The sequence below is a fragment of the Sphingomonas parva (ex Maeng et al. 2020) genome (assembly GCF_004564275.1).
Taxonomy (GTDB): domain Bacteria; phylum Pseudomonadota; class Alphaproteobacteria; order Sphingomonadales; family Sphingomonadaceae; genus Allosphingosinicella; species Allosphingosinicella parva.
Genome location: NZ_SPDV01000035.1, coordinates 36,826 through 62,489, shown reverse-complemented (window position 1 = coordinate 62,489; position 25,664 = coordinate 36,826). Strand labels below are relative to the sequence as shown.

22 protein-coding genes are annotated in these 25,664 nt (G+C 68.4%); 9 read left to right on the top strand and 13 right to left on the bottom strand.

All coding sequences use genetic code 11. The features are described 5' to 3' along the window. Positions 1-68: 68 nt before the first annotated feature. Positions 69-1,856 carry an AMP-dependent synthetase/ligase gene (locus E2493_RS16180; protein ID WP_135088736.1) on the top strand — a complete coding sequence of 596 codons (1,788 nt, stop codon included), beginning with the start codon at positions 69-71 and terminating at the stop codon, positions 1,854-1,856. A 96-nt stretch (positions 1,857-1,952) separates the two neighbouring features. Here the strand turns inward: E2493_RS16180 and E2493_RS16175 are convergent, their stop codons facing one another. The 6 genes from E2493_RS16175 to E2493_RS16150 form a co-directional block, all read right to left on the bottom strand. Continuing rightward, a complete protein-coding gene (locus tag E2493_RS16175) occupies positions 1,953-2,444 on the bottom strand; it encodes a hypothetical protein (RefSeq protein ID WP_135088733.1) in 492 nt (163 codons plus the stop codon). Positions 2,445-2,631: 187 nt separating this feature from the next. Continuing rightward, a complete protein-coding gene (locus E2493_RS16170) occupies positions 2,632-3,042 on the bottom strand; it encodes a hypothetical protein (protein WP_135088730.1) in 411 nt (136 codons plus the stop codon). Positions 3,043-3,091: 49 nt separating this feature from the next. Beyond that, positions 3,092-3,820 (bottom strand): hydroxyacylglutathione hydrolase, encoded by a 729-nt coding sequence (gene gloB, locus E2493_RS16165; RefSeq protein ID WP_135088728.1) that lies wholly within the window; start codon positions 3,818-3,820, stop codon positions 3,092-3,094. A gap of 9 nt (positions 3,821-3,829) precedes the next feature. Then, entirely contained in the window at positions 3,830-4,906 is a 1,077-nt protein-coding gene (locus E2493_RS16160; RefSeq protein ID WP_135088843.1) for an NAD(P)H-dependent flavin oxidoreductase, read from the bottom strand. Then, positions 4,906-5,322: a VOC family protein gene (locus E2493_RS16155; protein ID WP_135088725.1), complete on the bottom strand. Its 417-nt coding sequence runs from the start codon at positions 5,320-5,322 to the stop codon at positions 4,906-4,908. Before E2493_RS16155 ends, E2493_RS16160 begins: the two co-directional genes overlap by 1 nt. Before the next feature lie 66 nt (positions 5,323-5,388). Beyond that, positions 5,389-5,655 (bottom strand): DUF6894 family protein, encoded by a 267-nt coding sequence (locus tag E2493_RS16150; RefSeq protein WP_135088722.1) that lies wholly within the window; start codon positions 5,653-5,655, stop codon positions 5,389-5,391. Positions 5,656-5,743: 88 nt separating this feature from the next. Here E2493_RS16150 and E2493_RS16145 point away from each other — a divergent pair, with 88 nt between their 5' ends. The 3 genes from E2493_RS16145 to E2493_RS16135 all read left to right on the top strand — a co-directional run bounded on the left by E2493_RS16145 (position 5,744) and on the right by E2493_RS16135 (position 7,651). Then, a complete protein-coding gene (locus E2493_RS16145) occupies positions 5,744-6,772 on the top strand; it encodes a lysozyme inhibitor LprI family protein (protein WP_135088719.1) in 1,029 nt (342 codons plus the stop codon). Positions 6,773-6,866: 94 nt separating this feature from the next. Next, positions 6,867-7,313, top strand: coding sequence for a hypothetical protein (locus E2493_RS16140; RefSeq protein WP_135088716.1), 447 nt, complete (start codon positions 6,867-6,869; stop codon positions 7,311-7,313). Next, positions 7,313-7,651 carry a winged helix-turn-helix domain-containing protein gene (locus E2493_RS16135; protein WP_135088713.1) on the top strand — a complete coding sequence of 113 codons (339 nt, stop codon included), beginning with the start codon at positions 7,313-7,315 and terminating at the stop codon, positions 7,649-7,651. The genes E2493_RS16140 and E2493_RS16135 overlap by 1 nt, the downstream gene beginning before the upstream one ends. Positions 7,652-7,661: 10 nt before the next feature. Here the strand turns inward: E2493_RS16135 and E2493_RS16130 are convergent, their stop codons facing one another. Beyond that, positions 7,662-8,456, bottom strand: coding sequence for a hypothetical protein (locus tag E2493_RS16130; protein ID WP_191993013.1), 795 nt, complete (start codon positions 8,454-8,456; stop codon positions 7,662-7,664). After that, complete coding sequence (locus E2493_RS16125; RefSeq protein ID WP_135088710.1) at positions 8,453-9,190, bottom strand: alpha/beta fold hydrolase; 738 nt, start codon at positions 9,188-9,190, stop codon at positions 8,453-8,455. Before E2493_RS16125 ends, E2493_RS16130 begins: the two co-directional genes overlap by 4 nt. Before the next feature lie 162 nt (positions 9,191-9,352). Here E2493_RS16125 and E2493_RS16120 point away from each other — a divergent pair, with 162 nt between their 5' ends. Then, positions 9,353-10,207 carry a hypothetical protein gene (locus E2493_RS16120; protein ID WP_135088706.1) on the top strand — a complete coding sequence of 285 codons (855 nt, stop codon included), beginning with the start codon at positions 9,353-9,355 and terminating at the stop codon, positions 10,205-10,207. Here E2493_RS16120 and E2493_RS16115 read toward each other — a convergent pair. Beyond that, positions 10,125-10,448, bottom strand: coding sequence for a hypothetical protein (locus tag E2493_RS16115; protein WP_135088703.1), 324 nt, complete (start codon positions 10,446-10,448; stop codon positions 10,125-10,127). The two genes, E2493_RS16120 and E2493_RS16115, sit on opposite strands and share 83 nt — an antisense overlap. After that, positions 10,445-10,975 carry a type II toxin-antitoxin system Phd/YefM family antitoxin gene (locus tag E2493_RS16110; protein WP_167737575.1) on the bottom strand — a complete coding sequence of 177 codons (531 nt, stop codon included), beginning with the start codon at positions 10,973-10,975 and terminating at the stop codon, positions 10,445-10,447. The genes E2493_RS16115 and E2493_RS16110 overlap by 4 nt, the downstream gene beginning before the upstream one ends. 257 nt (positions 10,976-11,232) lie before the next feature. Between E2493_RS16110 and thrS the strand changes: the two genes are divergently transcribed. The 3 genes from thrS to E2493_RS16095 all read left to right on the top strand — a co-directional run bounded on the left by thrS (position 11,233) and on the right by E2493_RS16095 (position 17,031). After that, complete coding sequence (gene thrS / locus E2493_RS16105) at positions 11,233-13,239, top strand: threonine--tRNA ligase (protein WP_135088840.1); 2,007 nt, start codon at positions 11,233-11,235, stop codon at positions 13,237-13,239. 170 nt (positions 13,240-13,409) lie between these two features. Continuing rightward, complete coding sequence (infC, locus tag E2493_RS16100) at positions 13,410-13,940, top strand: translation initiation factor IF-3 (RefSeq protein WP_135088837.1); 531 nt, start codon at positions 13,410-13,412, stop codon at positions 13,938-13,940. A gap of 238 nt (positions 13,941-14,178) precedes the next feature. Continuing rightward, entirely contained in the window at positions 14,179-17,031 is a 2,853-nt protein-coding gene (locus tag E2493_RS16095) for a TonB-dependent receptor (RefSeq protein WP_135088697.1), read from the top strand. 161 nt (positions 17,032-17,192) lie between these two features. On the opposite strand, the gene E2493_RS16090 is transcribed toward E2493_RS16095, so the two are convergent. Both E2493_RS16090 and mutS read right to left on the bottom strand, forming a co-directional pair. Further along, complete coding sequence (locus E2493_RS16090) at positions 17,193-19,952, bottom strand: [protein-PII] uridylyltransferase (RefSeq protein WP_135088694.1); 2,760 nt, start codon at positions 19,950-19,952, stop codon at positions 17,193-17,195. Then, a complete protein-coding gene (gene mutS / locus E2493_RS16085; protein WP_225421536.1) occupies positions 19,952-22,576 on the bottom strand; it encodes a DNA mismatch repair protein MutS in 2,625 nt (874 codons plus the stop codon). The genes E2493_RS16090 and mutS overlap by 1 nt, the downstream gene beginning before the upstream one ends. A gap of 175 nt (positions 22,577-22,751) precedes the next feature. Between mutS and E2493_RS16080 the strand changes: the two genes are divergently transcribed. Then, positions 22,752-25,010, top strand: coding sequence for an NADP-dependent malic enzyme (locus E2493_RS16080; protein ID WP_135088691.1), 2,259 nt, complete (start codon positions 22,752-22,754; stop codon positions 25,008-25,010). Between the two features lie 58 nt (positions 25,011-25,068). Here E2493_RS16080 and E2493_RS16075 read toward each other — a convergent pair whose 3' ends face one another. Continuing rightward, entirely contained in the window at positions 25,069-25,548 is a 480-nt protein-coding gene (locus E2493_RS16075; RefSeq protein ID WP_135088688.1) for an outer membrane protein assembly factor BamE, read from the bottom strand. Positions 25,549-25,664: the final 116 nt, after the last annotated feature.

Below are 25,664 nucleotides of genomic sequence, written 5' to 3'. Positions count from 1 at the left end.
TTACGGCCTTGATTCGACTCCGGGGCTGATTCAGCCTCGCGCGATCCAGGCCTTTGGGGAGAGGGCAGTTGCGGCCAGTCGAGACGTTTCCGAACCTGGTGACGATGTTCTTCGTACGGGCGGCGGAGCGCGGCGATGCGCCGTTCCTCTGGGCGAAGAAGGATGGCCGCTGGCAATCGATCAGCTGGCGGGAGGCGGCGCACCAGGTCGCGGCGCTGGCTGCGTCGCTGCGCGCCATCGGTCTGGCCAGGGGCGACATGGTCATGCTGGTGTCCGAGAACCGGCCGGAATGGTGCCTGTCCGACCTGGCGATCATGGCCGCGGGCTGCGTGACGGTGCCGACCTACACCACCAACACCGAGCGCGATCACACCCACATCCTGAACGACAGCGGCGCGCGGGCCGTGATCGTCTCGACGGCGAAGCTCGCGAAGCCGCTGCTGCCGGCGGCGATCCGATCGAACAGCTGCGAGCATGTGATCGGCATGGAGCCGCTGCCCGGAGGCCAGGCCGGCGATGTCGCCTTCCATCAATGGCAGACGCTGGTCGACAGCGGCGCTGCGGACGTCGCGGGCCTGACGGCGGAGGCGGAGCAGACCGGCCGCGACGACCTCGCCTGCCTGATCTACACGTCCGGCACCGGCGGCGCCCCGCGCGGCGTGATGCAGCATCACGGCGCGATCCTTCACAATGTCGAGGGCTGCACTACCGTCATTTCCGAGGATTTCGGGATCGACGACGAGGTCTTCCTCTCGTTCCTGCCCGCCAGCCACGCCTATGAGCATAGCGGCGGTCAGTTCTTCCCGATCGGCCTGGGCGCGCAGATCTATTATTCCGAAGGGCTGGAGAAGCTCGCCTCCAACATCGAGGAGGTACGCCCGACCATCATGGTGGTCGTGCCCCGCCTGTTCGAGGTGCTGCGGCAGCGCATCCTCAAGTCCGTCGAGAAGCAGGGCAGGCTCTCCAACTACCTGATGCAGCGGGCGCTCGCGATCGGCGCGAAGGACTATGCCGGGGGGATTCCGCTGTGGGACCGGCCGATGGACCTCATCCTCTCGCGCACGTTGCGGCCGAAGGTCAGCGCCCGCTTCGGCGGGCGGATCAAGGCGATGGTCTCCGGCGGCGCGCCGCTCAACCCCGACGTCGGCATCTTCTTCCACGCCCTCGGCCTTACCCTGCTCCAGGGCTATGGCCAGACCGAGGCGGGCCCGGTGATCAGCTGCAACCGGCCGCGCGCCGGGATCAAGATGGACACTGTCGGTCCGCCGCTGAAGAATGCGGAAGTCAGGATCGCCGAGGACGGCGAGATCCTTGTGCGCGGCCCGCTGGTGATGAAGGGCTATTGGCGCAATCCGGCGCAGACCGCGAAGGCGGTGATCGACGGCTGGCTGCACACCGGCGACATCGGCCATCTCGACGCGCGCGGGCGGCTCGTCATCACCGACCGCAAGAAGGACCTGATCGTCAACGACAAGGGCGACAACGTCGCGCCGCAGAAGGTGGAGGGCATGCTCACCATCCAGCCCGAGATCCTGCAGGCGATGGTCGTCGGCGACCGGCGGCCGTACCTGGTCGCGGTGATCGTCCCCGACCCGGAATGGACGGCGGAATGGGCGAAGGCGAACGGCAGACCGCGGACGGGGCTCGCCGACGACCCGGATTATCACCGCGCCCTTGGCAAGGCGCTCGACCGCGTCAACGCCGATCTCTCGGTGATCGAGAAAGTGCGGCGCTTCATCGTCGCCGACGAGGCGTTCACGGTCGAGAACCAGCAGCTCACGCCCTCGATCAAGATCCGCCGGCACGTCATCCGCGAGGTGTATGGCGAGCGGCTGGACGCCCTGTACAAGAAATAGGCGGCGCTCGACCGAGCTCGGCGAGCGACCCTGAAACGCATGAAGCCCTGACCCGCTGGTGCGGGCCAGGGCTTCCTGGCTTGGGTCAGTCGCTGCTCAGCGCGGCGAGCGGCCGCGCTCGTAGGTCTGGACGCAATTGTCCGTCACCGTCTTCGAGCAGGCCGGAGCCGAGGAGTCGCTGCCCATCGCGCTGGTGTCGGCCACGGGGCCGCCCATTCCGGTACCGGCAGTGCCGTTATAGCCGGCCGGCGCAACGGCCGGATCGGAGATCACGCGGATGCCGCGCGCGTCGCGTTCCGGATTGGCGTTGCTCGGCTGGACCGTCTGGCCGGTCATGTTGCTGGCCATCGTGGTCTGGCCGGTATTCCAGCTGGTGTTCGACTGGGTGGTGGTGGTCGTGCTGGTGCTCGGCATGCTGGTGGTGGCCTGCGCATTCACGTCGACATCGGCTTCTACGCCGGTCGTGCCGACCTGGGTGCTCACGCCGGTGGACATGCCGGTGCTCTGGTCCGTGGTCGTCGTCGTGGTGGTCTGGGCGATGGCCGCGCCGCCCAGCATCAGCGTGATCGCAAATGCAGCTACTCTCATCACATCGTCTCCCTAGTTAGAACGGGGCGTGCCGTATGACGGACACGCGCATGTCGCGGCTCGAAGCCGGCGACGGTGACGATGAAACTCCCGAAGGGCAGTCTTTCTCCATAATCGGCCGGCGGGCGGGCAGAGGCGGGACGGGACGTTGCGCAGCCGGGCCGTTCTGCGCCCCGGGCGCGGCGCCTCAGCCGGCGCTGGGCCGACGCTCGTAGGGCGTGAACGCGCCAAGGCCGCAGCTGCCGTAGCTGATGCCGCTCACCGGATCGAAGACCGTGGCGATGTCGCCGCGGCAGAGTCGGGTGGAGGGGGTGGAGGTGCGAAGCGCACGTCCGTGCTCGAGGCTCGGGCAACCGGCCGGGGGACGATTGACCCAGACCCGGCGGCCGAGCCCATCGAAGATGATCGCGGCCTCACCGGCGCTGCGGTTGCCGCGCAGGTCGCGGCTGTTGACGCAATCGACCGTGCGGCCGGCCTGCTCGTAATTGGCGAGCTCCGCCCCCAGGCGGGCTTCGTCCGATTCGCTCAGCTCGGGCGCAGCCTGATCGGCGCAGCCGGCGACCAGCCCCAGCGCGCACACAGCGAGAAATGCCTTCATCGTCCGATCCTCCTCATCTGCTCAACGCGAGCGTGACGGAATCGCGCCTTCAGCCGCGGAAATTATCCTTCGCCAGTCGGCGCTCGGCGAGCTGCGCCGCAGAAGCAGCGCGCATGAACGGATTGGTTGCGCGCTCCAGGGCGATGGTCGTCGGCACCGTCGCTTCGTTGACGGCGCGGGCGGCCTCGACCCGCACCATCCGCGCGCGAATGTCGTCATTGTCCGGCTCCGCGACGAGGGCGAAGCGGCCGTTGGACAGGGTGTATTCGTGCGCGCAATAGACCTGGGTTTCCGCCGGCAGCGCGGCGAGCCGCTGGAGATTGGCGTGCATCTGCTCGGCATTGCCCTCGAACAGCCGCCCGCAGCCCATCGCGAACAATGTGTCGCCGACGAAGGCGACGCTCTCCGAAGGCAAATGATAAGCGATGTGGCCGGCGGTATGGGCCGGCACCTCCATCACCGTCGCCCGCACCGGGCCGAGCATGACCAGATCACCTTCGCGCACGCCGCGGTCGAGCGTGGGGATGCGCGCGGCCTCGGCCGCGGGACCCGTGATCGTGCAGCCGGTCGCGGCCTTGATGGCCGCGTTGCCGCCGGTGTGATCGCCGTGCCAGTGGGTGTTCCAGATCTGGCTTATCGTCCAGCCGCGCGCCGCGGCGGCCGCCAGGACCGGCTCCGCCTGGGCGGGATCGACGACTGCGGTCTCGCCACTCTCGGGTTCGTGCACGAGCCAGATGTAATTGTCGCTGAGCGCGGGAACGCGGACGATCTCGATCATCCTGCGAGATTAGTCCTCACGCCCAAGCAAGGCCAGCGCCTCGGCGCCGAGCCGCTCGGTAAGATCGCGCGCCGGCAGCACCGGAGCGAGCGCCGCCGACTGGCCGGCCCACATCGGCCTGAAGCCGCTCTCGCCGCGCCGCTCCGCCGCCTCGGCCAGCGGCGCCAGCGCGGCGGAGGCGAGCGGAAATGACGGCACCTCGTCGCGGATCGGGCCGAGCGCCTCGGTCAGCCGGGTCGGCAGGCCACGCGCGAGCCCGCCGCTGTAGAGATTGGTGAACTCCGTCTGCTCCGCGAGCGGAGAGGCGAGCGCCTGCCGATGCGCCGGAGCGATCAGGCTCTCCGGGCAGCGCAGATAGGCGGTGCCGATCTGAACGGCCGCGGCGCCGAGCATCATCGCCGCGGCGACACCGCGGCCGTCCGCGATGCCCCCGGCCGCGATCACGGGAAGCCGAACCGCGTCGACGATCTGGGGCAGGAGGGCGAAGAGACCGAGCTGGCGCTCGTGGGGCGCGTCCAGGAAGCGTCCGATATGGCCTCCCGCCTCCCAGCCCTGGGCGATGATCGCGTCGACGCCGCTGGCGGCGAGGCTCCGCGCCTCGGCCACGCTCGTCGCATTGCCGAGAACCTTCGCTGCGGTCCGGCGTACCCGCTCGAGCAAGGGCGGGTCGGGCAAGCCGAAGTGGAAGCTGACGATCTCAGGGCGTATCTCCTCCACGGCCGCGCACATCTCCTCGTCGAACGGTCGGCGTGCGGCGCCGCCGCTCGTTTCCGGGTCGACGTCCAATTCGCGGTGGAAAGGCTGGAGAAGGCGTCGCCACGCCGCGTCGTCGCTCGACCGGGGCATGCGGTGACAGAAGAAGTTGAGCGCCAGCGGGCCCGCGGCGCGGCGGCGGACTTCCGCCGCGTCGGTGCGCACCTGGTCCGCGCGCAACATCGCGCAGGGCAGAGATCCGACCGCGCCACCGGCGATCGCGCCGACGGCGAGCGCGACTCCGCCGGCGCCCGCCATCGGAGCCTGGACCAGGGGGAGCCGGCTGCCGAGCAACGCCGCGAAGCGTCGATCCGGCCAGCGCCCCGGCGTCATCACCAGTGCCCGGTGTTCGGCATCGAGGCCCAGGGCTCCTGCGGCGGCCTGGCGTCGCCGGCCTGCAGCAGCTCGATCGAGATGTTGTCCGGCGTCCGCACGAAGGCCATGTGGCCGTCGCGAGGCGGGCGGTTGATCGTCACGCCATTGTCCATCAGCCGCCGGCAGGTCTCGTAGATATCGTCGACCCGGTAGGCGAGATGGCCGAAGTTGCGGCCCTCGCCATAGCCTTGCTCGTCCCAATTGTGGGTGAGCTCGACCTGCGCCTGCTCGTCTCCGGGCGCGGCGAGGAAGATCAGGGTGAAGCGGCCCTTTTCATTGTCCATCCGCCGCAGCTCGCGAAGCCCGAGCAGCTCGAAAAAGCGAAGCGTCGCCTCTGGATCCGAGACCCGGATCATCGTGTGGAGATATTTCATGCCAGCGTCCTTTCGCCGGCTATATGGCCGCGGGGCGCCGCCGGTTCCAGCGGCGCGACGCGCCGATCAGCGCTCGGAGACGCTGAGTCGCAGGGGCACGAGGAAGACGGGACGCGATTCGTCGTCCTCCACGTCGAGCCGGGCACAAAGCGGATAATTGCCGGAGTCGGCACGCCTGAGATCCTCCGCCACACGGATGGCAAAGGTCCTTGCCTCATCGGCATTGCGACATTCGGTTCCGATCTCGTCGCGGACGGAAAGCCCCTGACCGCGCAGATGGAAGAAGAAACGCGACATCGCCTTCTCCGGAAAACACAAGCCGGACGGGGACAACGCCTTGACTCATGTTGGGATCCAGCGGCGTTGCGCGCCACGGGCGCGAAGCGTAGCCTCCGCGCTGCTTTGTGGAGGGGCACGGCGGATGAAGCTCATCGCGGTTGCGGCGGCGGCGCTGCTCGGCGCAGCGGCCGCCGGACAGAGCTACGACTGGTCCGAGGCGACTGGCGAGTTCACGCAAGGATTCGAGGAATCGAAGGCGATCTGCCGGGCGTTGAAGGCCAAGGAGCCGCCGCGCGCCGATCGGCCCGACGCCAAGGCCGTGGCCGCGCTCAGGGGCTGCGATTCCGAGGCGCTCTATTACGGCATCGGGATGAAGGCCGATCCGGTGAAAGCCCGCCAATGTGCCTTTCTCGAGCGGGACGCGGGCGATGACGGCGTGTTCGGCGGCAGCATCATGCTGATGACGATCTACGCCAATGGGGTCGGCGCCAGGCGCGACCTCGACGTGGCGACGCATCTCGCCTGCGGCATCGAAGGCGCGCCGTTCGAATCGGACGGACGGGTCCGGCATCTCGCCGGGGCGAAAATGGAGGGCTGGACGGGCAGCGACTTCCACTTCTGCGACGACGTGACCAGCGGCCTGGCGATGGGCTATTGCGCCGGTCACCACGAGCGGATCGATACTGCGCGGCGGGCCGCCGCGCTGGCGGTGCTCATGCGCGGCTGGACTCCGGCCGAGCGCCAGGCGTTCGCGCCGCTTCAGAAGGCTCGTGACGCCTGGGTCGACGCGCACGGCGGCGGCGAGGTGGACCTGAGCGGGACGGCGCGGGCGGCGATGCAGATCGGCGCCGAAGAGGCGGCGCGCGAAGCCTTTACCGAGATGCTGCGGCGGCTCTCGACCGGGCGTGCGCCCCGCTACACCAGCGCCCAATATCGGGCCGCCGACGCCGCGCTCAACGCCGCTTACCGCAAGGCGATACGCGAAGCCGACACCGGGCGCGGGATCGGAGCCGTCACGCAGGTGGGGATACGCGACGCGCAGCGCGCCTGGCTGCGCTATCGTGACGCATTTGTCGCCTTCGCGAAGCTGAAGTGGCCGGGCGTTCCCTCCGACAGCCTTGCCGCCTGGCTGACGATCGAGCGGACGAAAATGCTCCAGGGAGAGGAGTGAGCGGCACGGTTCGTCACGACGAAATGCACGGCCGTGCTTGTCACTTGACAAGTTGGAAAGTCACTTTAGTTTCCAACTTGGAAAGTGAGGAAACATGACCGACGATTTCGAACCCCGCCAGGCCCTTGCCACTGCCACTGCCGCGCGACAGAGACTCGCCGCGCGCGCCGCTTCCCCGCGTTGGTACGCGCCGCTCTACGGCCTCGGGACGGGCGGAATCGTCGCCAGCGTTGGCCTGCCCGGTCCCTGGCCCGTAGCCGGATCGGTCGTCTGCCTGTTGTTCGTCGCCGCGCTCTATTCGGTCTGGAAGGCGAAGACCGGCCTGAGCGTCAACGGCTATCGCCGCGGACGTACGCTGCCGCTCACCCTCGGCTTCCTCGCCGTGATCCTCGGTCTGGCTTTCGTCGCCGTCCATTTCGGCCGTGACGAGGGCAAGGCGTGGGTGCCTCTGGCCTGCGGGGCAGTGGCCGCCATCGTCGCCGCCTTCGCCAGCGCGGCGTGGGACAGGCTCTGGCGTGCCGAGATGACGGAGCAGCTCTGATGCCGCCGCACGGACTCGACGCGGTCATTCACGCACCGGTGCGGCTGCAGATCTGCGCGATGCTCTCCGCGACGGACGAGGCCGAGTTCGCCTTGCTCCGGGACGAAACGGGAGTGAGCGAGTCGGTGCTCTCGAAGCACCTCAAACAGCTGGAGGATGCGGGCTATGTCACGTTGCGAAAGGCGACGGTGGCGTCGCGCCAGCGCACCTGGGCGGGTCTGACGAGAAAGGGTCGGGCCGCCTTCGCCGCCCATGTCGAAGCGCTGAACCGGCTGGTGCGCAGCGAACCCGCCGCGGCCGGTGTCCTCGAGACACCCGACGGAGCCCCGCGGCGGTGACGCCGCCGGCTCAGTCCGGCGAGGTCGCGGCGCCGGCGGGCGGTTGCGCGGGCTGAGCGGCCGGCGAAGCGTTGGCGGCGAGTGCCGCCGCCGCGGCACCCCCGGCCTCCGAGTCGGGCGAGGCGCGCTGGGCGCGGGCGAACAGACCCGCGGCGGCGTCGACCTCGCCCGAGAGCCCGGCGATGTTGCCCGCCTCGAGCAGGATCGAGGCCTCGGAAGGGGCGAGCTCGACCGCTTTGGCGATGTCCGTCCGCGCCCGCGCCAGATCGTCCTGCCGCCGGGCCAGCGCCGCCGAGAGGTACCAGGCGAAGGGATCGCCAGCGACGAGCTCGAGCGCCTGGTCGATGTCGGCGCGCGCCGCCGCCAGCTCGCCGAGCGAGACCGAAGCGCGGGCGCGATCGAGATGCGCTTCGCCGCGCAGCTCCCGGCCCAGCGTCGGCGTCGCCAGCGCCGCCTCGAAGGCGCGGCGCGCCCTGGCGCCTTCGCCGCCGGCCAGCCAGGCGTTGCCCGACTGCACCCAGAGATCGGCGCTGCGCAGATCCTTGCTGCTCTCCGCCTCGCGCGCCGCGGCCTCGAGCGCGGCCGCCGCCGCCGGCCAGCGCGCCGCCTCCGCATAAGCGAGGCCAAGGCAGGCGCGGGCATCAAGGCCGCCGCCCTTGAGCCGCCAGGCGTCGGCCGCCGCGATCGCGCTGTCCGGCGCCCTGCGGGCCAGCGCGGCGCAATCGGCAGCATTGGTCGGCGCCGCGGGACCGGCGGGGCCGGCCGCGGCCTGGAGGGCGAAGGCGAGAAGAAGCAATGCGGTCACAGGTGCTCCAGGAGACGGCCCACGGTCGCGATCAGAAGGTCGATGTCCTCGTCGCGGGAGAGGCGATGATCGCCCTGCTTGACCAGATGGGCCTGCACGTCCGCTGAACGGAGCTTGTCCATCAGCTCGAGCGAGAGGCGCCAGGGCACGTCCTCATCGGCGGTGCCGTGCAGCAGCCGGACCGGGCAGTCGATCCCGATCTCTCCGTCGAGCAGCTTCAGCGATTCCCCGCTTTCCCAGAAGATGCGCGTCGTGACGTAGGGCGCGTCCGAATAAGGCGAGGGCTCCTCCAGCCGGCCGGCGGTGAGGATCGCGGCCTTGTCGGCGTCGCCAAATCCCCAGGAGGTGAAATCCGGCGCGGCCGCGATGCCGATCAGGCCCTTCACCCGCTCCGGCAGGGCGAGCGCGACGAGCAGCATCAGCCAGCCGCCCATCGACGAGCCGACCAGCACCACGGGCCCTTCGACGACCGAATCGAGCATCGCCAGCACGTCGTCGCGCCAATTGGCGAGACTCTGCGCCGCGAAGTCTCCTTCGCTGACGCCGCAGCCGCCGTAATCGAAGCGCAGCATCGCCCGGCCCTGCGCCTCCGCCCAGCCGTCGAGCGCGCTCGCCTTGCCGCCCTCCATGTCCGACATGTAGCCGGGCAGAAAGACGATGGTCGGGCCACGGCCGGGGCGATGGCGATAGGCGAGGCGCAGGCCCCGAGCGGACAGGTGGCGGATCTCGGTCATCGCTCCCGTGTAGCGGGGGGATCCTGTGAAGCCCACTGCGCCGGGGTGCGCCGGGGTGCGCCGCGGACATGCCGCGTCGCCGCCAAGGCCATTGCGCCTTGGCCCAACTGCGAAGTTGGGCGTAACATCGGGCGCTCGGCGGCGCCGGGAGTGCGAGGCGATATGAGCTGGTTCGGTCAGACAATGCTGACGAGCACCTTCGTCGGGACGCTGGTCACGCTCGCGGCATGGCTGCAATGGATTCCGGTGAAGCTGGGGGTGGGCGCCGCTCTCGCCTATTTCGTGCTGTCGATCGCGCGAAATCCCGCGATGATCTACCGTCGCGGATTCCACCTGATCGTCGCCGCCTCGGCGCTGCCGCTGGGATTTTCGTTGCGTGCGGACGCCGTCGGCGCGGCCGGCACCGAAGCGGGATTCGCGCACGTCGTCATCGACCTGAGCCAATCCGTGTCGCCCTGGTTGTGGTTCGGCCTGGCGGCGCTATGCGTGCTGGGAGACGGCCTCGTTGCTTTGCGCGAGACCAGGGCAAGGCGGCTCCTCTACGATCGCACGGAGGGCGATGCCCACCTGCTGCTGAACGGTTCGCTGGTGCAAACCCGTGTCTCGCTCCAGCCCCAGCATAGTCTCCAGCTGACCGGCGCTCGTCTCCGCCTGCCCGGTTGGTTCCGGGGGCTGCACAGCGAGTTGCGGGTCCGCAGAGGCGCGGCCGGACCAGCTTTGGAAGCCAGCCCGCAGCATGGGCGAGCGATCGCTGCGGGCGAGCTGGTCAATCTCACCGTGCGCACGGTGATCGGGCGCCGGCTCGCGGCGTGGCTTCGCTTTCGCGTCCGTGCGGAGACGTGGGGGCTGCCCGGAGCCCGGGGGGTCCTGGTGCTGCGCGCAGATCGCGCCATCGAGCCGCTCCCGGTGGTCATCGACGCGCAACCGGCGCCGGTCAGAAAGACCTCGGCAAGATCCATTGCGACGGAGGCTGAATGCGGACGACAACCAGATCCATCAACCCCTGGTCGATCCTGATGTGGAGCCTCACGCCGCAGCGCGTGAAGGCATAGGTGTCCGGCTCACCCGTGACGGCGACAGCGTCTTCGGGGATGTAGCCCTGATCGAACTCGGCGAGCAGCCCGTCGATCTCCAGATCGAAGTCTTCCCACGGTACATGGAGCTTCTCGAGGATCGAGACGCTCACTCGGTAGGCCGTAACGCATTCCTCCGGAACCACCAGCTCGTACGGTCCGACCGGGATGCGTCTCTCGCTCACCAGCTCCCGGCAGCCTCCCGCTCCTCGGCCTGTTCCTGCGAATATACCGCTTGGCCGGACAGAGAGGCAAGAACGAGCTCGGCAATCTCGGCCTTCTCCTCTTCGACGCTCTCGGCGGGCCCGCGTTCGCGCATGCGCTCGATCACAATGCGCGAGGTTGCCTCGACCAGCTGCGCGATGGCCGTCGCCGCATCGTCCGCCGCGGCTGTCTGAACCGCTGTCGAAGAGGAACTCGCAGTGCCGAGCGCATCCGCGACCGCGCCGGATTTGCGGATCTCGCTGAACGATCGTCCGCGTCCCTCAGCCGGCGGCGACTGTCGCATGACCTCGTCGCGGCTGGCGTCGCGGGCGAGCAGCAGATGCAGGTCCGGTAGGGAGACGATCGCACATACCGGCTTGCCGTTCCGCATCAGCAAGGTTCGGCGGCCGACTGCGACCTGGCTCACAAGATCGCTGAACGACTGGCGGGCGTCGGTCGCGTCGATCTTCCTGACTCCGGCGAAAGGGTCTTCCTCGGTATGAAGCACCATCGACTTGCTCCTGTTGCACGTGCGCCGCATTCAAAGAGGATCAGACGCCGCTGGAATGTACAATCTGTACAATGCCGTTCAAGAGTTGAGCAAGGATTAAGTTCCAGATCGTGTCCTGAGCGCCACTCAGGGTGGCGGTGCCGCAACGCGTCCTTCGGATCGCCGCACCTCGCCGCCTGCCGCGGGCCGTGCCCGCACGAAATCGCGGGGCGGGGCTGGAGGAAGGCGATGCGCGTCGCTACATGCACGCGCCTATGACGCAGCATTTCCGAATCCGCCTTCCCGATGGCTCCGTCCGCGAGGTCGAGGAGGGCACCACGCCCGGCGACGTCGCCGCAGCGATCGGGCCCGGCCTCGCCAAGGCCGCGCTGGCGGCCCGCGTCAACGGCGAGGTCCGCGACCTCAACCGGCCGCTCGAAGGCGATGCCGAGCTCGCCCTGATCACCGCCCGCGACGAGGCGGAGGCGCTGGAGCTCGTCCGCCACGATTATGCCCACGTTCTCGCCGAGGCAGTGCAGAACCTCTTCCCCGGCACCCAGATCACCTTCGGTCCGGCGACCGAGGACGGCTTCTATTACGACTTCGCGCCGGCGTCCGACCGGGGGCCGTTCACCGACGAGGACCTCCCGGCGATCGAGGCGGAGATGCGCCGGGTGATCGCGAAGGACGCGCCGCTGGTTCGCGAGGTCTGGACGCGCGACGACGTCCGCAAATATTTCGAGGAGACGGGCGAGGCGTTCAAGGCCGAGTGGGTGATGGAGCTGCCCGCCGACGAGACGATCACCATGTACCGCTCGGGGGACTGGGTCGATCTCTGCCGAGGTCCGCACCTCGCCTCCACCGGGAAGCTCGACCCCAATGCGTTCAAGCTGACCCGGGTCTCCGGAGCCTATTGGCGCGGCGACCAGAAGAACGCGATGCTGTCGCGCATCTACGGCACGGGCTGGCTCAACAAGAAGCAGCTCGACGCGCATCTCGTCCGGCTCGAGGAGGCGGCCAAGCGCGACCATCGCCGCATCGGCCAGGAGATGGACCTGTTCCATCTCCAGTCCGAGGCGCAGGGATCGGTGTTCTGGCACCCCAAGGGCTATCTGATCTGGCGCGCGCTCGAAGCCTATATGCGTCGCCGCCTCGACGCGGCAGGCTATGAGGAAGTGAAGACGCCGCAGCTGATGGACGCCCGCCAGTGGGAGCAGTCCGGCCACTGGGGCAAGTATCGCGAGAACATGTTCGTCGTTCCCGACGAGATCCCGAGCACCGAGGAGGAGGGCCCGGTGCTCTCCGGCGACGCGGACCTGATGGCGCTCAAGCCGATGAACTGCCCGGCGCACGTGCTGATCTTCCGCCAGGGGATCAAATCGTATCGCGACCTGCCGATTCGCATGGCCGAGTTCGGCTGTTGCCACCGCAACGAACCGCACGGCGCGCTGCACGGCATCATGCGCGTGCGCCAGTTCACCCAGGACGATGCGCACATCTTCTGCCGCGAGGACCAGCTGATCGAGGAAATCCGCGACTTCTGCGATCTGCTCGACAGCGTCTATCGCGATCTCGGCTTCGAGGATTATGCGATCAAGCTCGCTCTCCGCCCCGACCAGCGCTTCGGCTCCGACGCCGATTGGGACAGAGCCGAGCAGATCCTGCGGGACGCCGTCCACGCCGCGGGTCGCGACACGCCGGAGTTCGGCTGGGAAGAGCTGCCCGGCGAAGGCGCCTTCTACGCGCCCAAGCTGGAGTTCCACCTGCGCGACGCGATCGGCCGGACCTGGCAGGTCGGCACCATCCAGGCCGACACCGTGCTGCCCGAGCGGCTCGACGCCTCCTACGTGGCCGAGGACGGGCAGCGCCACAGGCCGGTGATGCTGCATCGCGCGATCCTCGGCACGTTCGAGCGCTTCATCGGCATCCTGATCGAGCATCACGCCGGTCGCTTTCCGCTCTGGCTCGCGCCAGTGCAGGCGGTGGTCGCGACGATCGTGTCCGACGCCGACGATTATGCCCGCGAGGTGGTGGCGGCGCTGCAGGCGGCCGGCATCCGCGCCGAAGCCGACCTTCGCAACGAGAAGATCAACTACAAGGTGCGCGAGCACAGCCTGAAGAAGGTCCCGAACCTGCTCGTCCTCGGCAAGCGCGAGGCGGAGGAGCGGACGGTGGCGCTGCGTCCGCTGGGCAGCGACGCGCGCCAGGAGGTGCTGCCGCTCGACGCGCTGGTCGCGCGGCTCGCTGCCGACGCCAGCCCGCCCGACCTTCGCGGGCGCTGACGGGACCAGATCGTTCGGCCGGCTGTCCCGCTCCGCCTGCCGCGGCGAGCGGGCAACAGCCCGGACGAAAAATCAACGGCTTGAACGCCGCCCATCTTTTATTCCGGGGCGGCTTTGACTACTTGTGCGCCTCTAAAGGCTTTGATGGAGAAACTGCTATACGTCCGCCCATGATGAGGCGCCCTGTCGCCCCGCCGATGAACGGCCCTCGCTTCAACGAATTCATCTCCGTGCCGCGCGTGCGCGTGATCGATGAGAATGGCGAGAATATCGGCGTGATGCTCACGGCCGAAGCGATCGAGCAGGCTGCCGATGTCGGCCTCGACCTGGTCGAGGTATCGCCGAACGCCGATCCCCCCGTGTGCAAGTTCCTGGACGTCGGCAAGTTCAAGTACGAGGCCCAGAAGAAGGCCAATCTGGCGCGGAAATCGCAGAAGACGCAGGAGATCAAGGAGATCAAGATGCGTCCGAACATCGACGACCACGATTACGACACCAAGATGAAGAAGGTCGTCGACTTCATCAACGAAGGCGACAAGGTGAAGATCACCTTGCGCTTCCGCGGCCGAGAGCTGGCCCACGGCCAGCTCGGCATGCAGCTTCTGCAGCGGGTCCAGGAAGGCGTGGCCGACATCGCCAAGGTCGAGCAGCATCCTCGGATGGAAGGCCGGCAGATGCTGATGGTGCTCTCGCCGCGCTGATCCCGCCCTGACGGATTATCTCAAAGGCCTTCCCGCGTCCCGCGCGGGAGGGCCTTTTCGCGACAAAGCAAGGATGCCGTAACGGAAGCGGCGCGGCCCCGGTTTCGTTTCGCTACCGGATTGTTGCGTAAACGCCATGAAATTCGCGGAATCGGCGGAAATGCGCGGTTTTCGGCTTCTCCGTCGCGCGAAGTTTCACTAGCCTTCCTCCCAAAATAGAAATCCGAGGGAGGGTATGATGGCGAGATCGTTTTGGTTGATGTCGGCCGGCATCGCTGCGCTGGCCGCATCGCCGGCTTATGCGCAGGACAATACGCCGGAAGGTCAGGAGCAGACGCCGGATACCGCGCTGGCGGCACCGACCACCGAGGCTGAGCAAGACCAGACCGGCGCGATCATCATCACCGCGACCCGTCGCGCCAGCCCGCTGGCGGACGTCCCGGTCGCGGTCTCCGCCGTCACCGCGGAGACGATGCAGAACAGCGGCGCCAGCGATCTGCGCCAGCTCAATCAGGTAACGCCGTCGCTTTATGTCTCGTCCACCTCCTCGGAAGCGGGCGCCGGCGGCGCCGGTATCCGCGGCATCCGGACCGTGGGCGACAATCCCGGCCTCGAGAGCTCGGTCGCGACCTTCATCGACGGCGTCTACCGGAGCCGCGCGGGCATCGGTCTGACGGAGCTCGGCCCCGTCGAGCGGGTCGAGATCCTGAGAGGACCGCAGGGGACGCTGTTCGGCCGCAACGCATCGGCGGGCCTGATCAACGTCGTGACCGCCCGCCCTCGCCGCGACCAGGAGGCATATGGAGAGGCGAGTTACGGCAATTTCGATTATTATCGGCTCGGCGCCGGCATCACCGGGCCGCTGACGGAAAGCCTCGCCTATCGGGTGGACGGTATCTACCTTCATCGCGACGGCTTCCTGAAGGACGTGATCTCCGGCCGCCGCGTGAACAATCGTGACCGCTACCTCGTGCGCGGCAAGCTGCTGTTCGAGCCGAGCGACGACGTCTCGCTGCTCGTCACCGGCGATTATACCAAGCGCGACGAGGAGTGCTGCGCCGCCACCTACCTGCCGGCGCGCGACGCGGTGCGGAATGCCAACGGACAGCTGACCTTCGCTCCGTCGAGCACCGCTGCGATCATTCGTAACCTGACTTCGGTCGTTCCCGGTGCGGGCAAGGGCCAGATCCTCGATGATACGTTCGCGCGCCGCATCGCGATCACTCCAGGCCGGGATTTCCGCTCCGACGTCGAGGACTGGGGCCTCTCGGCCGAGGCCACCATCGAGTTCGGTCCCGCGACGCTGACGTCGATCACCGGCTATCGGGACTACCATCTTACCCGGGGTCTGGACGGCGACTTCAACAATCTCGACATCATTGCGCGTGCAGGTGACGGGGACTCCTTCAACGATTTCAAGACTTTCACGCAGGAGCTGCGGCTTCAGGGCACAGCCTTCGACGGCGTTCTCGACTGGCTGGTCGGCGGCTATTATGCCGACGAGACGCTGAAGGTCGGCGACAACATCGAATATGGCGCCGACTACAACCAGTTCGCCGCGGCACGCGTAGCCGCGCTCAGCCCAGCTCTCGGCGCCTTCCCGCTGTTCGGCTTCCAGAACCTGAACGGTTTCACCCAGGCCTTCGTCAATTCGCAGCTCGCCACCAACCCGGCCTTTGCCGCGGTTCCGGCGTTCGCGCGGCCGCTCGTCGTCAACGCGATTGCCAGCCAGGTTGTGAACGTCCCCCTCAGTGGGGCGGCGGTCGACGACCTGTACGAGCAGAAGAGCCGCAACTTCGCTCTGTTCACGCACAACATCTTCAACGTGACAGACCGTCTGTCGGTGACCCTCGGTGCTCGCTTCACCAGCGAGCGCAAGTCTCTCGACGCAGAACTCAACAGCACGTCGTCCTGCGGGGCTTACGTCGCGAACATCAACCGCCTGCGTGCTCTGGCCGCTGGTGCAGCGGCCAACCCGGGCGGCAACGGCGGGCTGAACGCGGCGATCGCCGGTCTTGCCGGCGCGCTGGCTGCACCGGGCACCGGGATCTACTCGGCAGGTGCGCCGCTGGTGTGCGTGATCAACAGCGTCAACGGCAGCTTCTCCGATCGCAAGAAGGAGAGCGAATGGTCGGGAACGGCGGTGCTGAGCTACAAGGCCACCGACGACCTTCTCGTCTACGGCAGCTACTCCCGGGGCTATAAGGCAGGCGGGTTCAACCTCGACCGCGCGCCGTTGTTCAGCCCGGTTACGCTGGCCTCCACGAACGACCTGGACGTGCTCAAGTTCGACCCGGAGAAGGTCGATGCATTCGAGATCGGCGCCAAGTTCGATGGTCGCCGTTTCGACCTCAACGTCGCCGCCTTCTACCAGATGTTCAAGAGCTTCCAGCTCAACACGTTCGACGGAACGAACTTCTTCGTCACCGACATCCGGGGCTGCAAGAACGACCTCGGCACGACCGACGAGGATCTCACGTTCGGGAACAGCATCTGCAGCGAGACTCGCTCGGGCGTCGTCTCGAGGGGCGTCGAACTCGAGGCGTTCATGTACCCCGCGCCGGACTTCACCGTCTCGGCCGGATTCACCTTGGCGGACACCAGGTATCGCAGGGACCTTGCCGGCACGCCGTCCTTCTACCAGCCGGCGAACGGCAATTCGCTGATCCCGGCGCTGTTCCTGCTGCCGGGCTCCCGTCTGTCGAACGCGCCCGAATATGTGGTGACGGGCTCCGCCTCCTGGACTCCCGAGGTCTCCTCCAATCTTCGCGGGCTGCTGTACGCGGATTTCCGCTACCAGTCCGAGTTCAACACCGGCTCCGATCTCTTCCCGGAAAAGGTGCAAGAAGGAGTCATGGTGGTAAACGCGCGCGCCGGAATTGGAGCGAGCGACCGCTCGTGGAGCCTTGAGCTCTGGGCACAGAATCTGTTCGACGTCGATTACAAGCAGGTCGCGTTCAACGCGACGCTGCAGGGCTCGAACACCTCTTATGCCCAGACGGCGGCCTTCGGCACGCCGGCAACGCAGTTGTTCGGAGCCTTCCTGGCCGAGCCGCGGACCTACGGCATCACCGGCCGCTTCCGCTTCTGAGCGAAACAACAGGGGGAGAGGGCCCTCGGCGCAAGCCGGGGCCCTTTTTCATGTGTCAGCGAGCGCCTGAGGCGTCGTAGCGAACTCTGGCGGCCGAAGCATCGCCGGACTGGCCTTTCGACAGGCTCAGCCGAAAGGGAGGTGGCCGATCCCGCGGCTCGTCAGGCGGCCTTGCGGCCCGGCGCGCCGCCCTCCGCGGCCTTGAGCAGGCGGCCGCGAAGGGCCTTGATCCGGGCCGACGCGACGATCTTCTCGCCGGCCAGATCGGTGAGATAGAAGACGTCGACGGCGCGCTCGCCATAGGTGGCGATGTGCGCCGAATGGACCGCCACCTTCATTTCGAACAGGGCGCGGGCGAGGCCGCTCAGCAGGGCCGCGCGGTCGCGGGCGTTGACCTCGACCACGGTGTAGCGGCTCGATGCATTATTATCGATGAAGACGTCCGGGTGAACGGTGAAGGCTTCGGCGCGGGTGAGCGGCAACGCCTTGGATTCGAGCCGACCCATCTCCGTCTCGGCGCCCTGGACGGCGCGGAGCACCGCCTCTTCCAGCCGCTTCAGCTGGTGGCGGTCGGCATAAGGGCCACCGGCCGCATCCTGGACCAGGAAATTGTCGACCGCCATGCCGTCGTTGGTGGTGTGGATACGTGCGTCGATGATGTTGCCGCCAGCGAGGCTGATTGCGCCGGTGAGCCGGAAGAACAGGCCGCGCTGGTCCTGGGTGTAGACGCTGACCAGCGTCGCGCCGCGCTCCGCCTGGACCGAGGTGACGAGCGGACTCGCGCGTGCCGGATCCCGGTCCGCGGCATCCATCAGCCGGGCATTGCCCTCGATCACGGCGATCGGCTCGGCCAGCCAATAGCTCTCGGGAAGCCGCCAGACGAGCCGCTCGAAGCGGCTCGCATCCCAGCGCAGGCGGGCGGCGAGATCCTCCCGGGTCGCCGCGATCCGCTCCTTTCGGCCGGTCTCCTTGTGGCCGAGGCGGAGCACCTCCTCGGCCGAATCGAACAGCTCGCGCAGCAGCTGACGCTTCCAGCTGTTCCACACCCCCGGGCCCACCGCGCGAATGTCGACGACGGTGAGGATCAGCAGCAGCCGCAGCCGCTCCAGGCTCTTCACATGGGCCGCGAAGTCCTGGATCGTCTTGGGATCGGAGAGGTCGCGCTTGAACGCGGTGGCCGACATGAAGAGGTGCCAGCGCACCAGCCAGGCCACGGTGTCGGTCTCCGCCTCGGTGAGGCCGAGCCGCGGACCGAGGCTGCGCGCCACCTCCTCTCCGAGCACGCTGTGATCGCCGCCGCGGCCCTTGGCGATGTCGTGCATCAGCACCGCGACGTAGAGGGCGCGCCGCGAGCCGATCGAGCGGAACAGCGAGGTCGAGAGCGGATGATCTTCCTTGAACTCGCCGCGCTCGATGCGGGCGAGCAGACCGATCGCGCGGATGGTGTGCTCGTCGACCGTGTAGTGATGGTACATGTCGAACTGCATCTGCGCGACGACCCGGCCGAACTCGGGAACGAAGCGCCCGAAGACGCCTGCCTCGTTCATCCAGCGGAGCACCGTCTCGGGGTCCCGCGGCGAGGTGAGAACGTCGAGGAACAGCGCATTGGCGCGGGGATCGGCACGCACCGCGCGGTCGATCAGCTTGGCGTCCCGCGCGGCGGCGCGCATCGCCATCGGGTGGATCTCGAGCCCGTCGCGGTCGGCAAAGGCGAAGATCTGGAGCAGCCGCACCGGATCCTCGTGGAAGAAATTGTCGTTGGGAAGCGCGAGGCGGCCGCGATCGAGGACGAACCCTTCCAGCTTGCGACGCCGGGGCCTGAGCGCGGGAAGGCCGAAGCGGTGGCCGCGGCGGGCGAACTTCTCGTCGAGATGCGCGAGGAAGACGCCGGTGAGGTCGCCCACCATCTTCGCGTGCAGGAAATAGTGCCGCATGAAGCGCTCGACTGGCGAGGTGCCAGGCCGCTGCGCGTAGTTCATCCGCGCCGCGATCTCGCGCTGATAGTCGAACGTCAGCCGCTCCTCGGCGCGGCCGGCGACGAAATGAAGGTGGCAGCGCACCGCCCAGAGGAAGCGCTCGGCGCGCTGGAACTGGCGAAGCTCGTCGGGCGTGAGCAGGCCGACATCCACCAGCTCGGCGACGCTGCCGACCTGATAGGCGAACTTGCCGATCCAGAAGAGCGTGTGGAGATCGCGAAGCCCGCCCTTGCCTTCCTTGACGTTCGGCTCGACGACGTAGCGGCTGTCGCCCATCCTCTCGTGGCGGCCGTTCCTCTCCTCGAGCTTCTCGACCACGAAGGCGCGCACGTTGCCGGCGACGACCTCCTTGCGGAAGCGTCCCTCGAACTCCTCGAACAGGCTCTCGTCGCCCCAGAGGTAGCGCGCCTCGACCAGCGCGGTGCGGACCGTGTGATCGGCGCTCGCGACCGCGACCAGCTCGGCCATCGAGCGGCTCGAATGCCCGACCTTCAAGCCGAGATCCCAGAGCAGGTAGAGCATCGATTCGATGACCTGTTCCGTCCAGGGCGTCGGCTTCCACGGCGTGACGAAGGCGATATCGACGTCGGAATGGAGCGCCATCTCGCCGCGGCCGTAGCCGCCGACCGCCATCAGCAGCAGCCGCTCGGCATCGGTCGGGTTGTGCAGCGGGTAGAGCCGGGTGACGATGAAATCATAGGCGAGGCGCAGGATCTGATCGGTCAGGAAGGCGTAGGCCGCGGCGGTCTCGCTGCCCTGCCACGGCCGCTCCTCGAGCCGCCGCGCGATCTCGCCGCGTCCGCCGGCCAGCGCTTCCTTGAGCAGCGAGGTCGCCGCCAGCCGCCGTGCCGCATCGTCGCCGGGGAGCGCTCCGAGCCGGTCGGCAAGGCCGCGGCGGTCGACGATCGCGCGCTTGGCCGGGACCTGGGCGAAGCGGCTTGCCATCAGCCGGCTTCGGCGGCGATCCGCTTCAGCCGATAGACGAGATCGAGCGCCTCGCGGGGGCTGAGCGCGTCGACGTCGACGTCGGCGATCGCGGCGTGAAGCGGGTCCGCGGCCTCCTCCTCGGCCTGCGCGGCGGCGGCGAAGAGCGGCAGATCGTCCAGGCCGGCGGCGATCCCGCCGGTCGCCGACTTTCCTTCCTCGAGCTTGGCGAGCACCGACTTGGCGCGGGCGAGGACCGGGCCCGGCAGCCCCGCGAGCTTGGCGACCGCGAGGCCGTAGCTGCGGTCGGCAGGCCCGCGACCGAGCTCGTGGAGGAGGACGAGATCGCCTTTCCATTCGCGGGCCCGAACATGATGGAGCGAGAGGGCGTCGAGCCGTTCCGCCAGCCGGGTCAGCTCGTGATAATGGGTCGCGAACAGGCAGCGGCAGCGATTGCGATCATGGATCGCCTCCACGACGGCCCAGGCGATGGCGAGCCCGTCGTACGTGGAGGTGCCCCGCCCGACCTCGTCGAGGATGACGAAGCTGCGTTCGGTGGCCTGCGAGAGGATGGCGGCGGTCTCGACCATCTCGACCATGAAGGTCGAGCGGCCGCGGGCGAGGTTGTCCGAGGCGCCGACGCGGCTGAACAGGCGGTCGACCAGCCCCAGAGTGGCGTGGGCGGCCGGCACATAGGCGCCGGCCTGGGCGAGCACGGCAATCAGGGCGTTCTGACGCAGAAAGGTCGACTTGCCGCCCATGTTGGGGCCGGTGACCAGCCACAGCCGCTCGTCTTCCGACAGGCCGCAGTCGTTGGCGACGAACCGCCCGCCGGCGGCGCGAACCGCATCCTCGACGACGGGATGGCGGCCGCCCTGGATGTCGAAGCAATTGTGGGCGACGAACAGCGGTCGGGTCCAGCCACCTTCCGCAGCGCGCTCGGCGAGCCCGGCGGCGACGTCGAACCGGGCCAGGGCGTCGGCGGCGGCCGCGATCGCCTCCGCCTGGCCGAGCGCGGCGCCGATCAGCGTCTCGAGATGGGCGGCCTCGGCGGCGAGGGCATGGCCGCCGGCCTGGCCGACCCGCATCGCCTGCTCGTGGAGCTCGGGCGCGTTGAAGCGCACCACGCCGGCAAGCGTCTGGCGGTGGGTGAAGCCGGAGTCCGGCGTCATCAGCGGATCGGCGTGCCGGGCCGGAACCTCGATATGATAGCCGAGCACGCCGTTGTGGCGGATCTTGAGGGCGGCGATGCCGGTCTGCTGCCGATAGCGCGCCTCCAGCGAGGCGATCGCGCGGCGGCCCTCGCCGCCGGTGGCGCGCAGATCGTCGAGCGCGGCGTCATAGCCTTCGGCGATATAGCCGCCCTGCGCGGCGTCGATCGGCGGCGCCGGAACCAGGGCGCGGGCGAGGAGATCGACCAGGGCGCCATGGCCGGTGAGGGCCGGGAGCAATGCGTCGAGCAGCGCCGGCCGGTCGGGGAGGGCGGCAAGCCGGTCGTGGAGCCTGCCGGCCTCGCTGAGCCCGTCGCGCAACTGGCCGAGATCGCGCGGGCAGCCGCGTCCGGCGACCAGACGGCCGAGCGCACGGCCGATGTCGGGCAGCGCCTTCAGCTGGCGGCGGAGCATGTCGCGCGTGCCGGCGTCCCGCTCGAACAAGGCGACGAGATCGAGCCGGGCCTCAATCGTCGCGCGGTCGAGGAGCGGCGCCCCGATGTCCGCAGCGAGCAGGCGCGCGCCGGCGCCGGTGACGGTGCGATCGACGGCGTGGAGGAGACTGCCGGTCCGCCCGCCCGTCGAGGAGACGGCCAGCTCCAGACTCTCGCGGGTGGCGGCGTCGATCATCATGTGATCTCCGGACGAGCGGACCACCGGCGGACGCAGATAGGGAACGGAGTCGCGCGCGACCTCGTCGAGATAGGTGAGCAGGCCGCCGGCGGCGGCGAGCGCCGCCCGGTCGAAGCTTCCGAAGCCGTCGAGCGTCGCGACCTCGAAGCGGTCGCGAAGCCGCTTTTCGGCGCCGATGCTGTCGAAGCCGGCGCGGCGCGCCTGCACCTCGACACCAGCGATCGGCTCCGGGGCGATGATCTCGGCCGCCGCCAGCCGGGCGAGCTCGGCGTCGAGCGCGGCAGCGGGGATCGAGCCGAGCTCGAACCGGCCGGTCGAGATGTCCGCGGCGGCGATGCCGAAGCGGTCGCCCGCCCGCGCCACGGCGACCAGCCAGTTCGCCGCACGCGAATCGAGCAGCGCCTCCTCGGTCAGCGTTCCGGCGGTGACGACGCGGACGATGGCGCGGTTGACGACCGACTTGGAGCCGCGCTTCTTCGCTTCGGCCGGGCTCTCCGTCTGCTCGGCGATGGCGACCCGGTGGCCGGCCTTGATCAAACGCGCAAGATAGGCCTCGGCGGCATGGATCGGCACGCCGCACATCGGGATCGGCTCACCCTCGTGCTCGCCGCGTGCGGTCAGCGCGATGTCGAGGCACTGGGCCGCCGCCTTGGCATCGTCGAAGAACAATTCGAAGAAGTCGCCCATCCGGTAGAAGAGCAGACAATCGCTCGCCTCGGCCTTGAGCGAGAGATATTGCGCCATCATCGGCGTCGGAGCGCTCGCGACGGCGCCGGGCTCGGTCTTTGCCTTGGTGGCCATGCCAAGAGCGATAAAGGCTTGCGCGGCAAAGCGGAACGGGGTCCGTGCCATTCGTCCCCAGCTTTTCGCCGGTGCCGGCTTCCGTAGCGTCCGCGGGCAAGGCGGAGCATTCGGCGGGTTGCTCCGTTCAGCCGCAAGGTCCTAGAGGGGACCAAAATCAGCAGAAGGCGGAACGATGAGCGAGAGCAACGTCAAATTCTCGGAGCAGGAAGCGCTGAACTTCCACGGCGAAGGCCGGCCGGGGAAGATCGAGATCATCGCTTCGAAGCCGATGGCGACGCAGCGCGATCTCAGCCTCGCTTATTCGCCCGGCGTGGCGGTGCCGGTCCGCGCGATCGCCGAGGATCCGGGCAAGGCCTATGATTACACCGCCAAAGGCAATCTGGTCGCGGTCATCTCCAACGGCACCGCGATCCTTGGCCTGGGCAATCTCGGCGCGCTCGCCTCCAAGCCGGTGATGGAAGGCAAGGCGGTGCTGTTCAAGCGCTTCGCCGACGTGGATTCGATCGATCTCGAGGTCGCGACCGAGGATACGGACGCCTTCGTCAACGCGGTCGCGCTGCTCGAGCCGAGCTTCGGCGGAATCAACCTCGAGGACATCGCCGCGCCGGAATGCTTCATCATCGAGCAGACGCTGAAGGAACGGATGAACATCCCGGTCTTTCACGACGATCAGCACGGCACCGCGATCATCACCGCGGCCGGCCTGATCAACGCCTGCTATCTCACCGGCCGCGACCTCAAGGACATCAAGGTGGTGGTGAACGGCGCCGGCGCGGCGGCGATCGCCTGCACCGAACTGATCAAGGCAATGGGCGTGCGCCACGACAACGTGCTGATGTGCGATCGCTCGGGCGTGATCTGGGTCGGCCGCGAAGGCCTCGACCAGTGGAAGTCCGCCCATGCCGTGCCCACCGACCGGCGCACGCTGGCCGAGGCCCTGGTCGGGGCTGACGTGTTCCTCGGTCTCTCCGCCGCGGGCGCGCTGAAGCCGGAGATGGTGAAGGACATGGCGCCGCAGCCGATCATCTTCGCCATGGCCAATCCCGATCCGGAGATCATGCCGCCCGACGCCAAGGCGGCGCGCCCGGACGCGATCGTCGCCACCGGCCGCTCGGACTTCCCGAACCAGGTGAACAACGTCCTCGGCTTCCCGTTCATCTTCCGCGGTGCGCTCGACGTGCGGGCGACCGGAATCAACGACGAGATGAAGATCGCCGCGGCACAGGCGCTCGCCGAGCTCGCCCGGCAGCAGGTGCCCGAGGAAGTTGCGGCGGCCTATGGCGGCCGCGCCCACAGCTTCGGGCCCGACTACATCATCCCCGCGCCGTTCGATCCGCGGCTGATGGAGGTCGTGCCCGCCGCCGTTGCCCAGGCGGCGATGGATACGGGCGTCGCCCGCTTCCCGATCAAGGACATGACGTCCTACCGCACTGCGCTGCGCTCCCGCCTCAATCCCACCACGTCGGTGCTGACTGCGGCCTATGAAGCGGCCCGCGCCAATCCGAAGCGGGTGATCTTCGCCGAGGGCGACGAGGACGTGGTGCTGCGCGCCGCAATCGCCTTCCGCGACGGCGGCTACGGCGTGCCGGTGCTGGTCGGCCGCGACGACGTGCACGACCGGCTCCGCGCCCTGGGCGTCGAAAAGCCGGAGAGCTTCGAGCTGATCAACAGCCGCACCTATGAGCGGGTGCCGGAGATGGTCGACTATCTCTACAAGCGGCTGCAGCGCCGCGGCCGGCTGCATCGCGAGGTGGAGCGGATGGTGAACCAGGACCGCAACACCTTCGCCGCCTTGCTGCTCGCGCTCGGCGAAGGCGACGTGCTGATCAGCGGCGTCACCCGGCCTTATGCGCAGACGCTGCGCCAGGTCCGCCGCGTGCTCGATCCCAAGGCCGGCTGCACGCCGTTCGGCATTCATACGCTGGTCGGCAAGACCCACACGATCTTCATGGCGGACACCACCGTCACCGAGCGGCCGGACGCCGAGCAGCTTGCCGAGATCGCCATCCAGACCGCCGCCGTCGCGCGGCGGATGGGACACGAGCCGCGCGTCGCCTTCCTGTCCTACTCGAACTTCGGCAATCCCGAGGGCACGTTCCTCGAGGGCGTGCGCGGCGCGGTGCGGCTGCTCGACGGCCGCGGCGTCGATTTCGAATATGAAGGCGAGATGGCGCCGGACGTCGCGCTCAACCCGGCGATGCAGAGCGTCTATCCGTTCAGCCGCCTCACCGGGCCTGCCAACGTGCTGGTGATGCCGGGCCTGCAATCGGCCAATCTCTCGGCGAAGCTGCTCGCCGAGGTCGGGGGAGACGCGGTGGTCGGGCCGATGCTGGTCGGTATGGCGCAGCCGGTCCAGATCGCGCCGATGACGGCGAGCGCCTCGGACCTCGTCACGCTCGCAGTGCTCGGCGCGGGCGGCATCGTCCGCTGAAACGAAAAGGGGCGCCCCGCGGGGCGCCCCTTGCTGGTTCGTTGAGGTGGAAGGCCGCTTACTTCGGATTGTCGGCGCTGCCGCCGCTCTGACCGGTCGCGCCGACCGCACCGATGTTGCCGAACAGCTCCTCGATGAAACCGCGCTCGCGGCCCAGCGTCGGCGTCTTGTCGTTGCTGGGATCGATCGACACGACCTGCTCCAGGCCCTTGCGATCGACCGACGCGACGTTTCCGGCCTGATCGAACCGGACACGCAGCACGGTCTGCGAGTCGGGGCGCGGCATGTTGAAGGCGAGGTTACGGGTGTTCCGCGAGACGTAATACCAATCGTTCTCGCTGAACTGACCGACGAAGGTCGGCCGGCCGAGCGTCGAGAGAACGGAATCGCGATTGTCGACGCCGGGCTGGACGGCGCTGATCAGCGTCTCCTCGGCGATATAGCCCTGATGGTCCCTGATCCGCGTGCAGCCGCTGGCGAGGAGGGCGCCGGCGGCAGCGAGACCCAATGCAAAAGTGCGTCCGTGCCCAACGATCATCTTGAAATTTCTCCCGAAACGGCCGGCGCGAAGTACGCGGCGTCGGCCGCCGCCTTGTCGGCAGCGGTGCGAGCCCCCAATATCCGACAAAAGCTGAACGGCGCAAGTACGCGCCC

What these genes read in the sequence shown, in the direction of transcription:
- E2493_RS16175 (WP_135088733.1), bottom strand. Translation starts at nt 2,444, where the DNA reads ATGAGAGTAGCTGCATTTGCGATCACGCTGATGCTGGGCGGCGCGGCC.
- E2493_RS16170 (WP_135088730.1), bottom strand. Translation starts at nt 3,042, where the DNA reads ATGAAGGCATTTCTCGCTGTGTGCGCGCTGGGGCTGGTCGCCGGCTGC.
- gloB (WP_135088728.1), bottom strand. Translation starts at nt 3,820, where the DNA reads ATGATCGAGATCGTCCGCGTTCCCGCGCTCAGCGACAATTACATCTGG.
- E2493_RS16160 (WP_135088843.1), bottom strand. Translation starts at nt 4,906, where the DNA reads ATGACGCCGGGGCGCTGGCCGGATCGACGCTTCGCGGCGTTGCTCGGC.
- E2493_RS16155 (WP_135088725.1), bottom strand. Translation starts at nt 5,322, where the DNA reads ATGAAATATCTCCACACGATGATCCGGGTCTCGGATCCAGAGGCGACG.
- E2493_RS16145 (WP_135088719.1), top strand. Translation starts at nt 5,744, where the DNA reads ATGAAGCTCATCGCGGTTGCGGCGGCGGCGCTGCTCGGCGCAGCGGCC.
- E2493_RS16140 (WP_135088716.1), top strand. Translation starts at nt 6,867, where the DNA reads ATGACCGACGATTTCGAACCCCGCCAGGCCCTTGCCACTGCCACTGCC.
- E2493_RS16135 (WP_135088713.1), top strand. Translation starts at nt 7,313, where the DNA reads ATGCCGCCGCACGGACTCGACGCGGTCATTCACGCACCGGTGCGGCTG.
- E2493_RS16125 (WP_135088710.1), bottom strand. Translation starts at nt 9,190, where the DNA reads ATGACCGAGATCCGCCACCTGTCCGCTCGGGGCCTGCGCCTCGCCTAT.
- E2493_RS16120 (WP_135088706.1), top strand. Translation starts at nt 9,353, where the DNA reads ATGAGCTGGTTCGGTCAGACAATGCTGACGAGCACCTTCGTCGGGACG.
- thrS (WP_135088840.1), top strand. Translation starts at nt 11,233, where the DNA reads ATGACGCAGCATTTCCGAATCCGCCTTCCCGATGGCTCCGTCCGCGAG.
- infC (WP_135088837.1), top strand. Translation starts at nt 13,410, where the DNA reads ATGATGAGGCGCCCTGTCGCCCCGCCGATGAACGGCCCTCGCTTCAAC.
- E2493_RS16095 (WP_135088697.1), top strand. Translation starts at nt 14,179, where the DNA reads ATGGCGAGATCGTTTTGGTTGATGTCGGCCGGCATCGCTGCGCTGGCC.
- E2493_RS16090 (WP_135088694.1), bottom strand. Translation starts at nt 19,952, where the DNA reads ATGGCAAGCCGCTTCGCCCAGGTCCCGGCCAAGCGCGCGATCGTCGAC.
- mutS (WP_225421536.1), bottom strand. Translation starts at nt 22,576, where the DNA reads ATGGCCACCAAGGCAAAGACCGAGCCCGGCGCCGTCGCGAGCGCTCCG.
- E2493_RS16080 (WP_135088691.1), top strand. Translation starts at nt 22,752, where the DNA reads ATGAGCGAGAGCAACGTCAAATTCTCGGAGCAGGAAGCGCTGAACTTC.
- E2493_RS16075 (WP_135088688.1), bottom strand. Translation starts at nt 25,548, where the DNA reads ATGATCGTTGGGCACGGACGCACTTTTGCATTGGGTCTCGCTGCCGCC.